Below are 13125 nucleotides of genomic sequence, written 5' to 3'. Positions count from 1 at the left end.
CTCCTTTATGTCCAGTCTGTGTACAGGTCCGTTCTCCGGTCACGCCAGGTGGTTACCGAGCCGCGCTCACGCACCCGGTACAGCAGCTCCAGGTCCAGATCAGCGGTAATAATCATATCATCGTTAATCTCACCTTCGGCCAGCAGCCCTTTTGGCGGAAAAGGAACATCATTAGGTGTGATAACAGCAGCCTGCCCGAAGTTCGCACGCATCAGATCAACGGTTGGCAGCGACCCGACGGTTCCAGTCAGCACAACATAAATCTGGTTTTCGATCGCACGCGCATGGCTGGTATAGCGGACCCGGTGGAAGCCGTGGCGGTCATCCGTGCAGGACGGGCAAAAAATGACGTCAGCCCCCTTGGCTCTCGCCATCCGCACAATTTCCGGGAATTCAATATCGTAGCAGGTCAACATGGCAATGGTTCCTTTATCCGTCTGAAAGACCTCCAAACCTTCTCCGGCCCCCATATTCCAGCCTTCTACCTCAGCGGGGGTAATATGAAGCTTAGCCTGCTCGGCAATTTTTCCGTCCGGATAAAAGAGGTGCGCCACATTGTACAGCTTGCCGTTCCGGCGCAGCACATGGGTGCCTCCGATGATGTGCACATTATATTTGCGGGCAAAACCGGAGAACATCTCCCGGTACTGCTCCGTAAACTGCGGCAGGTCCTCAATACCCAGAGCGTTACCCTGCCCGTCCCCGATGGACATCAGCTGAGTTGTAAGAAACTCCGGAAAAAGGATAAAATCGGTGCTGAATTCCTCAGCCGTCTTAATGTAATGCTCACACCGGGCAGCAAACTCATCAAACGAAGTTATCGTATGCAAATGATATTGAACCGCGGATACGCGAAAGGCCACTCTGCATTCCTCCTAGCATTTGTCCACAGGCTCCGCAGATACACGGCACATTCCTGTTAAAGTAAATCAAATTTTATCATACTGGCGGCCAAAATCACACTCGGCGGAAAAACGTAAAAAGGCCCTCTTGTTATCCGCCCGCAAAAAAAGCGGCCCCGGAGGAGCCGCACTGTCATTAGTATAGAGTCGTTATTTTGTTATTTTTATTTTCCTTTAAAAGCAAACATCTCCGTCCAGGTCATGCCGCCGTCCTTGGTCGCATAAAGGGATGAAGTGTCGGCGCCCTTGACTGCCATCCAGCCCGCTTTGCTGTCGGGGAAGGAGATCCTTGCTTCATATCCGGCAATTGCCGGCAGGTTGCTCCATTGCTTGCCCGCATTCACTGTGCGGCCGACAGCCACCTGTTCACCTGCAGGCGAGTAGCCGGCCAGAAAGGCTGTGCTGCTGCCGGCCAGCTGCATGTTGGCCGGTTTGCCGGAGGCAGGGCCTTTCTTCAGCTGCGCTGATCCGCTCCCCGGTGCGGGACCGCCCCCTGCCGTCTCCTGGGCGATTACGCGGGCCCAGCTCTTTCCCTGATTACCGCTGGCGTACAGCGAATACGAGGTCTGGGACATGCCCGATCCTCCGTACAGGAGTGCATATACCTGATCACCCTTGGCATATACCTGTCCGTACTCCGGGTAAGCAAAAGGTGATTTGAGTGCCAGCTTCCAGGTCGATCCGCCATCAGTGGTTTTCATAACCCGGTAGCCTTCGCCCGGTGCCACCACAACTGCCCAGCCGTTATTGCGGCTGGTAAACTCTGCACCGCGCGTGTTAGCCGGAGTCTTGATCTGGCTCCAGCTCCGTCCCCCGTCCTCTGTATAATACGCAAAGGCACGGACATAACCGAAGCCGTGCTTGCTGTCTGTAAATGCGATCCGTTCAAAGCCTACCTGTGACTCCGAAATTCTCTTCCAGGTTGATCCGCCGTCCGATGTGCCGATTAGATAGGCCCCGTTCTGCTCCTGAACCGATGCTAATGCCCACCCGTGCACATTGTCTGGGAAGGAGATCTGCCGAAAGTTCCACTGGCCTTCATAGATTTTCTGAAAATGGCTGCCGCCGTCCGATGTGCCGATCATAAAGCCTTTACCTGCAGCCCGTCCTGTATCTGCACTGAGAAATGCCAGATCATTGAAGCTGAGCGGTGTCTCTTCAGCAGCCAGATACTTGGCCTGCAGCTGCTTCAGCAGACCATGGTCTCCGGCGCCCGCCGGTGCCGCTGTTGCATGTACCGGAGCTGCTGCACCCCAGGACGAAACCGCGAGCAATCCCGCGGAGAGAATGGTTAGTGCTTTTAGATGTATCTTTTTAGTCCAATTCATGATGACACCTCCTGTGATATATATACCCTTTCCTGTCAGCACTACTCTGTTATACTCCCCGTCCGCAGTTCTATCTACCCTGAGAAGGTCACAAAAAGAAGACAATTTGGTTACTGCTGCCTCCGGCTCTGAATATCTGCCCGTTTCCTTTCCCATAATGAGAACTAACCGGAACTATCCTAGCGGATGAAGCCGCCGGCCGTTTTGATTCTGAGAACAAGGAGCCTGAAGCCATGCCGCGCGATTCTGCTAACCCGAAAGTCAAGAGACACCGCCTCCGCCGGCTGATCCGGCTGGCAGCTGCCATGACTGTGCTAATGGTGCTTGCTGCCGGAGCACTACTGGGCTATCTGTATAACAAACCTCTTCCGCCGATCGGCGATGATATCCGCTCCCGGCTGCTGGATGCCAGAGGCAATGTGCTGAGCACCTTTACGACCGACGGGCGCAGCCGTAACCCGGTATCGCTGGACCAGATCGCCCCTGAGCTTATCCAGGCTACCCTGGCCGTAGAGGACCGCAAGTTTTATAGTCATTCCGGTTTTGACCTGAAAGGCATGGCGCGGGCGGTGCTGGCCAACCTGGAGACAGGCGAGCGCTCCCAGGGGGCCAGCACGCTGACCCAGCAGCTGGCGCGCAACCTGTACCTTACCCATGAAAAAACCTGGACCCGCAAGGCCAAGGAAGCGGTCTACACCATGCAGCTGGAGATGAAATACAGCAAAGAAGAGATTCTCAATATGTATTTAAATGAAATCTACTACGGTCACGGGGCTTATGGCATTGAAGCAGCCTCCCGCATGTATTTCGGCAAAGCGGCAGCAGATCTGAATCTGGCGGAAAGCGCACTGCTGGCCGGCATCCCCAAAGGCCCGACCTATTATTCACCTTACACCCATCCGGATAACGCCAAAAAGCGGCAGAGCATTATTTTAAACTCTATGGCCCAGGTAGGAGATATTACAGAAAAACAGGCCGAGGAGGCCGCCCGGACCGTTCTCAGCTTTAAGCCGCAGGGCCAAAAGGATACCGTCGTGCTTGCCCCTTACTTCCGTGATTATATACGCGGGCTGGTCACCGACACGCTGGGGATCAGCAATGACGAGCTGGAACTGGGCGGGCTGAATGTGTATACCACGCTTGACCCTGATATGCAGCAGGCAGCTGAAGAAGCCGTGGACAAAGGGATGGACCCGGCCAGTGAGCTGGAGACCGCCCTCGTCTCCATTGACCCGCGCACCGGCTATATCAAGGCAATGGTCGGAGGGAAGAACTACCGTTCCAACCAGTTCAATCATGCCCTGGCCACTACCCGGCAGCCCGGTTCATCCTTCAAACCGATTATGTATCTGACTGCGCTATCCTCCAAAACGATGACCGGCCTGTCGGTTTTTAACAGCCAGCCGACTCTGTTCCATTACGACAACAACCGTAAAACGTATCAGCCGAAAAATTTCGGCGACAAATACCTGGGCGAGATCAATATGCGCCAGGCCATCGCCGCTTCCGACAATATCTATGCTGTAAATACGATTTTGAAAATCGGCGCGGACCATGTCGCAGAAATGGCTTCCAGGCTGGGGATAAAAAGCCCGCTGCAGAGCGTGCCCTCCCTGGCGCTCGGCACCTCACCTGTCAGCCCGCTTGAGATGGCTTCCGCCTTTGCCGTTATCGGAGGCGGAGGTGTCCGCCAGCCGGTGACGGCCATTCTGAAGATTACAGATTCCAAGGGGAATCTGATCTACGAAGCCCCTCGGGCCGGGGGGGAGCAGGTTGTTGAGCCTGCGGCAGCCTATGTCCTGACCCGGCTGATGGAAGGCGTCTTTGAGAGCGGCGGCACCGGTAACCGGGTAGCCTCTATTATCAAGCGCCCCGTAGCAGGCAAGACCGGAACTACAGACACCGACGGCTGGATGGTCGGCTTTACCCCCGAGCTGTCCACTGCAGTCTGGGTGGGATATGACAAGGGACGCGATATCGCTACAGCTGACGGTAGACGGGCTGCACCCATTTTCGCCGAGTATACCGAAAAAGCGCTGGCCAATGTGCCTCCCAAGATTTTCCCGATTCCTGACGGCGTTGTGAGTGTCTACATTAATCCCGAATCCGGCAAGCTGGCCACAGCCGCCTGCCCGGAGAAGGAGCTGGAGACCTTTATCAGCGGCACGGAGCCAACAGAGTATTGTGATGAGCACGCCACCGGCGGGGAAACGGCCCCTGCTGAAGAATCGCCGGCTGCGCCGGCCAAGGAAGAGCACTCTCTGTGGAGTGATATCAAGCGCTGGTGGCTGAACTAGCAGCAGTTGCAGCAGACCGGCCACTGGGGTACGATGAGCCCATAAGCGGCAAGCTGTGCTTGCCGGGAAAGGTGCCATCCCGATATGAACCGTAAAGATAACGAACCTGCAGGGTACGGGCTTGTCCCGCCTGAGCTGTACAGGCTTCCGGCTCTGCAGGCTGCACCGCTTCTCCTGGGCCAGCACCTGGTGCGGCGCACAGAGGACGGGGAGATCCGCTGCCGCATTGTAGAAACAGAGAGCTACGGGGGCTTAGAGGATAAGGGCAGCCATGCCTTCGGCGGCCGCCGCACCGCCCGGACGGATGTAATGTTTCAGGAGGGCGGAACTATCTATGTCTATCTCATATATGGCATGTACCATTGCCTTAATGTCGTTACAGCCGGGGAAGGCGATCCCCATGCTGTACTGATCCGGGCTGTAGAGCCGCTGACTGATGCCGATGCGGCTCTGATGCGCTTTTACCGCGGCAATGCCGGCCGCAATCCGGCCGGGCTCTCCGGCGGGCCCGGCAAGCTATGCCGTGCGCTGCGGATCGACAAGAGCCTGAACGGGCTCCGGATTGACTGCGGAGACAGCCCGCTGCGGCTGGAGCAGGGTGAACGTCCTGAAGCCCTGGATATTGTTCAGGCTCCGCGCATCAATATTCCCTATGCAGGAGAATATGCAGGGCTTCCCTGGCGCTTTTATCTCCGGGATAATCCTTATATTTCAGTCAAGGATAAGCTGGAAACACCCTTTATTCTGGGCTGAATCCCGCCTCTTCGTTTCCGCCTGTTTCGGTGCCCGTATATTGGGTAAAAGGAATAGAACCCTAATAAGCCGCCTGCTCTGGTTGACCAGAGCAGGCGGCTTCCCTCATGTTCACCCAATTGATAAATGAATGCGCTTTCCCCGTTCTCTAAACTTACAATTACTGCTATAATCGTAGATATCCGCAAAAAAATATAAAGATGTAAATGAGGGACATGAGATGAAGGATACAGGCATGATCCGGAGTTTAGACAGTCTTGGCAGAATTGTGGTTCCTGTAGAAATCCGCATGACACGCAACATCGAAATTGGAGATCCCATCGAATTTTTTATCCTGAATGATGAGATTATTGTACTCCGGAAATACACTTCGACCGAATGTACGTTTTGCAGGAGCCTTGACCATGTGACTTACTACAAGGATCAGTTTATCTGTAATACCTGTCTTAAGGAGCTTGGCGATCCCGGCCGTATTCCGGAAGAAGCCGAACCTCTGCAGGAGGCTAATGGAGAGAGCTCTGACCCTGCCCGCAGCGGCCGCCGGACCAAGACTGAGGAGATGAGCCAGCGTCTGGAGAAGGCTATGGCCGAGCATCCCTATGCCAACCAGAAGGCGCTTGCAGAGGTGCTTGGCATCAGCCAGGCCAGAGTAAGCCAGCTCAAGCGCAAAATCAGTTCATCCGGCAAGTAGAAGCACTGCCTACATCCATGATCCCTCAAGAATTATAATAAGGGCTTGAACCTTCCCGTTGTGAAGGTTCAAGCCCTTTTGTCCGTCTAACCCGTTATCCGGCTGCCTGCTATTCACTCAGCGCGTTTTTTAGCTCATCAGAGGTGGCTGCCCACCAGTCCGCATTATGGGACATCAGCAGTGATTTCAGCGCCGCCTTCTCCACCGGTCCCAGACCATCGAGAATGATCTTGCGCTTCAAGGCAGCATCCAGCTTGTTCACATGGTCGGCAAGAATCTTCCAGCCCCGCCGTGCCTCGGTATCGATCCACATTTCACAGGCCGTTATGCCGCCGTAGAGCTGTCCTTCCGGCGTGCGGTCCACCGCGACCCAGACTACCCAAACCTGTCTTCCGTCCGGTACCTCATCACGGTTCATTGAAAATTTGATGCCTTTCTCTACCTTGCTCTTGGCATGCATGGCACCAATGTCGATAACGGCTTCACCGCCGTCGATAATAACCGGCGATACATTGTTGAGATCAATGGAGCCGGCACCAAAGCCTTTATGCTTGCTTTTTGCGTTCACAATATTCAAGGCAATCTGCTTTTTGCCCTCCGGTTGTACGTTATCCACAAGTGCACATCCTTCCCTTTTACTATATAAGATGAACTTGAGAATGCCAAAATCAACATTCTCAAGTTCACGTTCTACAATAATTTAATTTTAGCTAATAATGCGGCGATTGCAAACATATACATCCCGTAGATGCTTGTCACGGGAGGAATCACAGTATGAAGCCACTGTCATTAAGGTTCATGATCATCTCTGCGGCCCTGGCCGCCCTCATCCTGCTGGGAGGCTCCCTCTGGCTCCTGAGCGGGCTCAGCCCTGCCGCACAGTCTGCCGCTGCCCCAAAAGAGGCCAAGTCCCCTGCTGCCGTGTCTCAGACCAAGGCTGTGCAGCCTGTTCTTCCCGAGAGCAAGCCGCTTCCGGTCTCTGAAGCATTAAGCCAGCGGGTAACCGAGTATCATATCGATGTGCAGCTGGACGCGGATGCCCGGGCGCTCCAGGGCGCAGAAACAGTTACCTGGATTCATCCCGGCCAAAAGCCCGTACAAGAGCTCTATTTTCACCTGTATCCCAACGCTTTTGCCTCTGAAAAAACAACATTTATGAAGGAATCAGGCGGTGAGCTGCGCGGTGATACCATGCCGGAGAACGGGTTCGGCAGCATGACGATAACGGACCTGCGCACTACCGAAGGGGTATCCCTCATGCAGCGTATGCAGTATGTGCAGCCCGATGACGGCAATGTCAACGACAAGACCCTCGTCAAGGTTCATCTGCCGCAGCCGGTAAACGGCGGAGAAAGTGTCACGCTTAAAATCCAGTTTGAGGTCAAGCTGCCCAAAATATTCGCCCGTATGGGGACTGCCGGCAATTTCGTGATGGCCGGACAGTGGTTCCCCAAGCTCAGTGTATATGAGCCCAAAGGAACAAGAGGCGTTCAGGAGGAGGGCTGGGATCTTCACCAGTACCACGGCACTTCAGAGTTTTACAGCGATTTCGGCATTTACAATGTAACGGTCTCCGTTCCTGCCAACTACATCGTAGGCGCTACCGGCTTTCCGGTCAAAAACGCCCAGATCAGGCAGGACAGGAAAATCTATCAGTTCTACGCTGATGATGTCCATGACTTTGCCTGGGCTGCGTCCCCTGATTTTGTCGTTGCCGAGGAGGCCTTCTCCGCCCCGAATGTGCCGGGTGTACGGATCAAGCTGTATTTGGACCCGCTGCACAAGGATCTGCAGGAGCGGTACTTCCAGGCTGCCAAGGCTGCACTGACTGCTTTCAGCAAATGGTATGGTCCTTACCCTTATTCAACCTTATCAATTGTGGTTCCGCCCAAGGAAGGGAACGGGGCTGGCGGAATGGAGTACCCGACGCTGATTACTGCCTTCGGCGCAGCCGAAAGCTCCCCCGGCATGTCGCTTGAGCGCACTGTCATTCATGAGATCGGCCATCAGTACTTCTACGGCATGGTGGCCAATAACGAATTTGAAGAGGCTTGGCTGGATGAAAGCTTTACCTCTTATGCCGAAGACCGCCTGATGGAACAGGAGTACGGGGTCAGTTCCAGCGCTGCCCTGCAGGCCAGCATGGTCACAGCACCTCAGCAGCTTAATCTCGAGACCTGGAAATATAGCGCCGCTGACGGGTATACCCGCAATGTATATATCCGCGGCAAGCTGGTCCTCAAGGATATCGAACAGCAGGTCGGCACCAAAACAATGGATGCAATCATGCTCGCCTATGCCCGGAAATACAGGTTTAAGCATCCTTCCACAGCCGATTTTCAGAAGATTGTCGAAAAAGTAACCAAGCAGTCGTGGCAGGATTATTTTGACCAGTATGTCTACAGTGGCGGTGCCCCTGACTTCTCCGTTGACCGCATCACCACCGGCGCTGGAAAAAACAGTACTGATGGAGAAGAGGCCCGCTATGAGGCAACGGTGGAAGTGAGCAATAAAGGCAGCGGATATGCCAATGTGCCGGTAAAATTCACTTTTTCCGACGGTTATACCGTACAGCAGTTCTGGAACGGAGAACAGAAAACAACTGCTTTTCAGCTATCCTACAAGGCGCCTCTTGCTTCTGTGGATATCGACCCCGGACACTCCATCCTTCTGGAGAGTAAACATCTTAACAATTTCATGCTGGCGGAGCTTGCGCCCAAGACGCTCTCGCGCTGGACACTCAGTGTAACCAAATTGCTTGAAACTCTGCTCGGAACTCTAGTCTGGTGAGGTGAAGGATAGTGAAAAGCGCGATTTCCCGCAGCTGGATCAGCATGAAGGAGCAATTTTATATCCTGATTCTGCTATTTGTCTACCGGCTGCTCTGGGGCTATTTTTTGTACAGGTTCGTCAGGTCGGCTGTCATTCCGGTTCTGCTTCGCTATCCGGATACCCATGCCGGCGGCAGCGGACTGGGCAGGCTGCTGTATTATATCGAAGGGCAGGCGGCCTTGAACGGTGACCCGGCGGTGCAGCGCTGGCTCTGGCTGCTGCTCGCGCTGTCGCTGCTGCGGCTGCTGATCTCCCCCTTTATCCGCGCCGGTCTGCTGCATGAGCTGCATCAGGAGCGTAAGGGTGAACGCGGATTGTTTTTTTTCCCGGGGATGAGACTTTACGGGCTGCCGGTGTTTATCTTCAGTCTGGCGGAATGGCTGCTGTCTGCGCTCCCGCTTTACTGGCTGCTGCCCAAAATGTATACACTGCTGTTAGGCGGTTTATTAGATTATAAGCTCCTGCTGAAGCTTCTGCCCTATCTGCTGGCCTGGATGCTGTATCTCTACATCGTCCGTACGGTGCTACTCTACATGCAATTCGGCTATACTGCCGGGACAGGCACGTTCTCCGCTCTGCTGGCCTATCTCAGGCTGCTTGCTCCTTCAACCGGTGCTTCACTTGTGCTTGGCGCAGGAGGGCTGCTGACGTGGCTGCTGTCGGCTGTAACCGCCCTCTTCTATCCCGGACTGCCGGCGCTGCTCTTCCGCCAGTTCGCACCGCTTCCATCCACCTTATTCAAAATGTGGGGAATCGCCGCCCAGTACCAGCTATGGAGCAGCAAAACATTTCCACAATAATTTTCCGCCAAAACGGCATATTAAAAGAGTCACTGCCTCTGTTTCAGGGGTGTGACTCTTTTGTGCTTAACAATGAATTAACGTAGAGTTTGCAAAACATCAAAACCTCTGATACAATGATGCCTGTACCACTGGTAACAACTTTGTAATCTTTTGAAACTATTTCGACTAACTGTATGTACCTTATACACTTCAACATTGCCAATCAACAGTCACTGTTCTGGTGCATAAAACGCCAAATTCCCAGCACCGGGAAGTGGGGGAACCATATTTTGGGTGAATTGATCTCGCTTTAGAGGGGTCATAGGGGAACCTTCTACCGAATCCTTAAGCTAACCTCGCAGGCCTTGGAAGGAGTACATCTTTTGAAAAGTCACAATTTGTTCCGCACACATTTAAAAAAGAAATGCACCGCAGCAGCACTGGGTCTTGTGATGGTATTCACTATGGGCGCCACCAGCGTCTCAGCTGATTCCAAAATGGACGCAGTTATCTCCAAAACCATCGGAGTTTCATACAAAACCGGAGGTACAAGTACCTCGGGATTCGATTGTTCGGGATTCACCAAGTACGTATTCAAGAGCATCGGCCTTACCCTGCCCCGCACCTCCAAAGCACAGTACAGCATTGGAACAGCTGTTTCCAAAAGCAATCTGCGTGCCGGCGATCTTGTATTCTTCAATACGCTGGGTAACGGAGTTTCCCATGTAGGCATTTACGTCGGGAACGGCAAATTTGCACAGTCCTCCAGCTCAAAGGGTGTAAACATCAGCTCGCTGAGCCAGGCTTACTGGGCCAACCGCTACGTTGGCGCCAAACGAGTAATGAGCACAACAGCTTACCAGGCTGTTGCTTACGATTGAACTTTCCCCTCACATTTAACCTCTGACACATAATTGTAACTAAACTGGCCCGGATTTGATTATTGCCGTAATCATTCCCGGGTTTTTCCTTTTTGTTTCCTTATTCTACCTTTTACACACATCCAGGGCTTATGAAACACCCCTCTTACTAAAAATTCCAACATTGTTTCAGAAAAAGCTTACTTTCCACGTAAATTTGAGTCTTTTTAAGCAGAAATCTCTCTTAAAAAACGCAAATATTATGCACTAATATGTTTTAAGTGATTGCCAACGGCCTCTGTCTTTGCTACAATTATCGCAGTGAGCGTTTAGTAACATTTTTGTAATTAATCAACCGGGTTTTTCAAACGTTTTGTCATAATGTTCTGCCAGCTAATCCTAATCAACAGTCGTGCCGAGTTCCCTTACGAAATAAGGGAAACGGGGGAACCAATTTTTGGGTGAATTGACCTCCTATTCACAGAGGGGTCATAGGGGACCTTCAACCGAACCCTTAAGCTAACCTCGTAGGCATTTGGAAGGGGTATTTACTTTTGAAGAAGAAGTTAGCCGCCGCACTACTCAGTTTTTCTATTATGCTTACCATTGGAGCAGGAAGCGCTTTCGCGGATTCCAAAATGGATAAAGTCATCGATAAAGCCATCGGAACCAAATACGTGTCCGGCGGAGTATCGACCAACGGCTTTGATTGCTCCGGATTCACCATGTATGTCTTCGATAAGATTGGCATTAACCTGCCGCACCAGTCCGGCTCCCAGTACCAGATGGGCACTGCCATCTCCCGTGATAATCTGCGGGAAGGCGATCTTGTATTCTTCAATACAAGCGGCCGCGGTGTATCTCATGTCGGCATTTATGTTGGAGAAGGCAAATTCGCACATGCTTCAAGCTCAAAGGGTGTAACCATCAGCTCGCTGAGTGACAGCTACTACGTCAACCGCTACGTTGGCGCGAAACGGATCATGAGCACAGATGCTTACCATGCAGTTGCAACTGATGTTGAAGACAACGATGATGTTCAATAAGTAATGATTAGACAGGTGCTTTTCCAGGATTTTTGCCGAAATCTTGGAGGGCTCCTGTTTTTTTGTCTATAAAACTACTTACCCCTCCCCTAACGCATAAAACACCTTAAATCGCTTTTTTCCGCTATTTCATAAAATATTTTTTGCGGTTTGTCAAGTTTCTGCCGTCCTGCTAATTTCCTGAGTTGAACCCGCCCTGTTTTGTATATAATTAAGTATACGATATAGAAACGCGCCCCCCTGAAAGGAGGCCTGTGGCCTTATGAGCAGTTACGCTGTCACTTTTTACGTGGTGCCGATGGAGAGCAGTCATGCCGAAGATATTTGCGGATGGGATTACAGGCCGCCTTATAATATTTACGGATGGCTGCCATGGGAGCAGATGCAGGCGCTTGGCATTGAATTTGGAGATCCGCAGCTGCGTACAGAGCAGTATGTATCTGTTGTAGACGGAGAAGGGGATCTGTGCGGATTTGCGCAGCTGTTTCCGATGGAAGGCGTGGTCCGGCTGGGAATCGGCATGCGCCCCGAGCTGTGCGGGCATGGAAGGGGGCATTCCTTTATGAATGCAATCGTTCAGGCGGCCTTGGAGCGATATCCCGACCGGGAGATTGATCTGGAGGTGCTCACCTGGAATCAGCGGGCTATCCGGACATACCAGAAGTGCGGATTTACGATTACTGATACGTACGAACGCCGTACACCAAGCGGAGATAAGCCATTTTATTGCATGGTCTATAATAAATAACTCCATGCTGGGGTTGAAGCCCACAGCCGCACAATAATCGTTCATTTTTTTGACACAAACTCTATGATAACGCTTTACCTTTCTGTATAATGAAGGAAGCAGCTTACACGGAGGGGACGATGGAGATGCAGAAATGGATCATGAGCGGTTTGTTTTTTGCCGCGTGTGCTTTTGCGGTAGTGCTCTTATTCACATTGCCCGGCAAAGAGGAAGTCGCGGAAGAAAATAAGCCTACAATGCCTCAGGTTACCCTGGATGCCGCAAGTGCGGAAGCCGCTGTCAAAACCAACTGTATTTCCTGCCATGGCGATCAGCTTCAGGGCGGTGTAGGCCCAAGCCTGCAGCATGAAGGCAGCGAACGTGATGCCGAGAGCATCTACAGCATTGTGACCAAGGGACGCGGACAAATGCCATCCTTTAAGGATAAGCTGGCCCCTGAGGAGATCGCTAACGTTGCTTTATGGCTCGCAGAGAAAAAGTAGAAGATCGCATATTCATTAAAATGCCCGTACAAGGACTCCAGCTGGTCCTTTGTACGGGCGTTTTTGTGTGCAGCGGTTATATTAGACCGTGTCCTAACGTGCTTTGTCAAAGGCTTCATTGAATTCATGAGCCTGGCGGATATCAAGCGCCGCAAGGCCGCTCTCTTCTTTTGCCGATAAGCGCAGGGTGACGGTTTTGTAGTCAATCGTTATATGCGGATGATGATCAAAGGCCTCGGATATGGCGGCCACCTCATCCACAAAAGCAATGCCCTTCATATACTCGCTAAACATGTACTTGCGTACCAGCGTTTCTTGTTCCAGCTTCCAGCCCTCCAGCTTACCTATCTGCTCATGCAGCTCTTCCACTGATAATTGCAATTTGCTTCCTCCCTTACTTTATT

Annotated in this window: 13 protein-coding genes and 2 riboswitches; of the genes, 9 read left to right on the top strand and 4 right to left on the bottom strand. The window is 52.5% G+C overall.

What is annotated here, in order from left to right:
• Positions 1 to 5 precede the first annotated feature (5 nt).
• A complete protein-coding gene (locus AC4G46_RS00545) occupies positions 6 to 863 on the bottom strand; it encodes a carbon-nitrogen hydrolase family protein (protein WP_491126242.1) in 858 nt (285 codons plus the stop codon).
• A gap of 203 nt (positions 864 to 1066) precedes the next feature.
• On the bottom strand, positions 1067 to 2230 hold the full coding sequence (locus AC4G46_RS00540) for a WD40/YVTN/BNR-like repeat-containing protein (protein ID WP_491126241.1): 1164 nt from the start codon (positions 2228 to 2230) through the stop codon (positions 1067 to 1069).
• Between the two features lie 233 nt (positions 2231 to 2463).
• Between AC4G46_RS00540 and AC4G46_RS00535 the strand changes: the two genes are divergently transcribed.
• From AC4G46_RS00535 to AC4G46_RS00525, 3 genes are all read left to right on the top strand, one after another.
• Complete coding sequence (locus tag AC4G46_RS00535) at positions 2464 to 4527, top strand: transglycosylase domain-containing protein (protein ID WP_491126240.1); 2064 nt, start codon at positions 2464 to 2466, stop codon at positions 4525 to 4527.
• An 84-nt stretch (positions 4528 to 4611) separates the two neighbouring features.
• The gene (locus AC4G46_RS00530; protein WP_491126239.1) at positions 4612 to 5280 is read left to right on the top strand and encodes a DNA-3-methyladenine glycosylase; all 669 of its coding nucleotides are present in this window, start codon (positions 4612 to 4614) and stop codon (positions 5278 to 5280) included.
• Positions 5281 to 5500: 220 nt separating this feature from the next.
• A complete protein-coding gene (locus AC4G46_RS00525; RefSeq protein WP_491126238.1) occupies positions 5501 to 5971 on the top strand; it encodes an AbrB/MazE/SpoVT family DNA-binding domain-containing protein in 471 nt (156 codons plus the stop codon).
• Positions 5972 to 6080: 109 nt separating this feature from the next.
• Here AC4G46_RS00525 and AC4G46_RS00520 read toward each other — a convergent pair whose 3' ends face one another.
• Positions 6081 to 6587, bottom strand: coding sequence for a YwhD family protein (locus AC4G46_RS00520; protein WP_128083729.1), 507 nt, complete (start codon positions 6585 to 6587; stop codon positions 6081 to 6083).
• A gap of 158 nt (positions 6588 to 6745) precedes the next feature.
• Between AC4G46_RS00520 and AC4G46_RS00515 the strand changes: the two genes are divergently transcribed.
• The 6 genes from AC4G46_RS00515 to AC4G46_RS00490 all read left to right on the top strand — a co-directional run bounded on the left by AC4G46_RS00515 (position 6746) and on the right by AC4G46_RS00490 (position 12721).
• Positions 6746 to 8761, top strand: a complete 2016-nt coding sequence (locus tag AC4G46_RS00515; protein ID WP_491126237.1) for a M1 family aminopeptidase — start codon at positions 6746 to 6748, stop codon at positions 8759 to 8761.
• Positions 8762 to 8772: 11 nt separating this feature from the next.
• Positions 8773 to 9603: a hypothetical protein gene (locus AC4G46_RS00510; protein WP_491126236.1), complete on the top strand. Its 831-nt coding sequence runs from the start codon at positions 8773 to 8775 to the stop codon at positions 9601 to 9603.
• Between the two features lie 223 nt (positions 9604 to 9826).
• A riboswitch (cyclic di-AMP (ydaO/yuaA leader) is annotated at positions 9827 to 9965 on the top strand.
• Between the two features lie 72 nt (positions 9966 to 10037).
• Positions 10038 to 10466, top strand: coding sequence for a C40 family peptidase (locus AC4G46_RS00505; RefSeq protein WP_491128755.1), 429 nt, complete (start codon positions 10038 to 10040; stop codon positions 10464 to 10466).
• A gap of 382 nt (positions 10467 to 10848) precedes the next feature.
• Positions 10849 to 10994, top strand: a riboswitch (cyclic di-AMP (ydaO/yuaA leader).
• Between the two features lie 5 nt (positions 10995 to 10999).
• Positions 11000 to 11491, top strand: a complete 492-nt coding sequence (locus AC4G46_RS00500; protein ID WP_491126235.1) for a C40 family peptidase — start codon at positions 11000 to 11002, stop codon at positions 11489 to 11491.
• A 262-nt stretch (positions 11492 to 11753) separates the two neighbouring features.
• Positions 11754 to 12239, top strand: a complete 486-nt coding sequence (locus AC4G46_RS00495) for a GNAT family N-acetyltransferase (RefSeq protein WP_491126234.1) — start codon at positions 11754 to 11756, stop codon at positions 12237 to 12239.
• 125 nt (positions 12240 to 12364) lie between these two features.
• Complete coding sequence (locus tag AC4G46_RS00490) at positions 12365 to 12721, top strand: c-type cytochrome (RefSeq protein WP_068728857.1); 357 nt, start codon at positions 12365 to 12367, stop codon at positions 12719 to 12721.
• Positions 12722 to 12814: 93 nt separating this feature from the next.
• On the opposite strand, the gene AC4G46_RS00485 is transcribed toward AC4G46_RS00490, so the two are convergent.
• On the bottom strand, positions 12815 to 13102 hold the full coding sequence (locus tag AC4G46_RS00485) for a 4a-hydroxytetrahydrobiopterin dehydratase (RefSeq protein WP_068728815.1): 288 nt from the start codon (positions 13100 to 13102) through the stop codon (positions 12815 to 12817).
• Between the last annotated feature and the right edge of the window lie 23 nt (positions 13103 to 13125).

The sequence above is a fragment of the Paenibacillus sp. fava2 genome (assembly GCF_058313675.1).
Note: the sequence above shows the minus strand (reverse complement) of the source record. Positions and strands in the feature narration are given on the sequence as shown.

Bases quoted from the DNA above. Each gene is read 5' to 3' on its own strand.
- AC4G46_RS00540 (WP_491126241.1), bottom strand. From the start codon at position 2,230: ATGAATTGGACTAAAAAGATACATCTAAAAGCACTAACCATTCTCTCC.
- AC4G46_RS00535 (WP_491126240.1), top strand. From the start codon at position 2,464: ATGCCGCGCGATTCTGCTAACCCGAAAGTCAAGAGACACCGCCTCCGC.
- AC4G46_RS00530 (WP_491126239.1), top strand. From the start codon at position 4,612: ATGAACCGTAAAGATAACGAACCTGCAGGGTACGGGCTTGTCCCGCCT.
- AC4G46_RS00525 (WP_491126238.1), top strand. From the start codon at position 5,501: ATGAAGGATACAGGCATGATCCGGAGTTTAGACAGTCTTGGCAGAATT.
- AC4G46_RS00515 (WP_491126237.1), top strand. From the start codon at position 6,746: ATGAAGCCACTGTCATTAAGGTTCATGATCATCTCTGCGGCCCTGGCC.
- AC4G46_RS00505 (WP_491128755.1), top strand. From the start codon at position 10,038: ATGGTATTCACTATGGGCGCCACCAGCGTCTCAGCTGATTCCAAAATG.
- AC4G46_RS00495 (WP_491126234.1), top strand. From the start codon at position 11,754: ATGAGCAGTTACGCTGTCACTTTTTACGTGGTGCCGATGGAGAGCAGT.
- AC4G46_RS00490 (WP_068728857.1), top strand. From the start codon at position 12,365: ATGCAGAAATGGATCATGAGCGGTTTGTTTTTTGCCGCGTGTGCTTTT.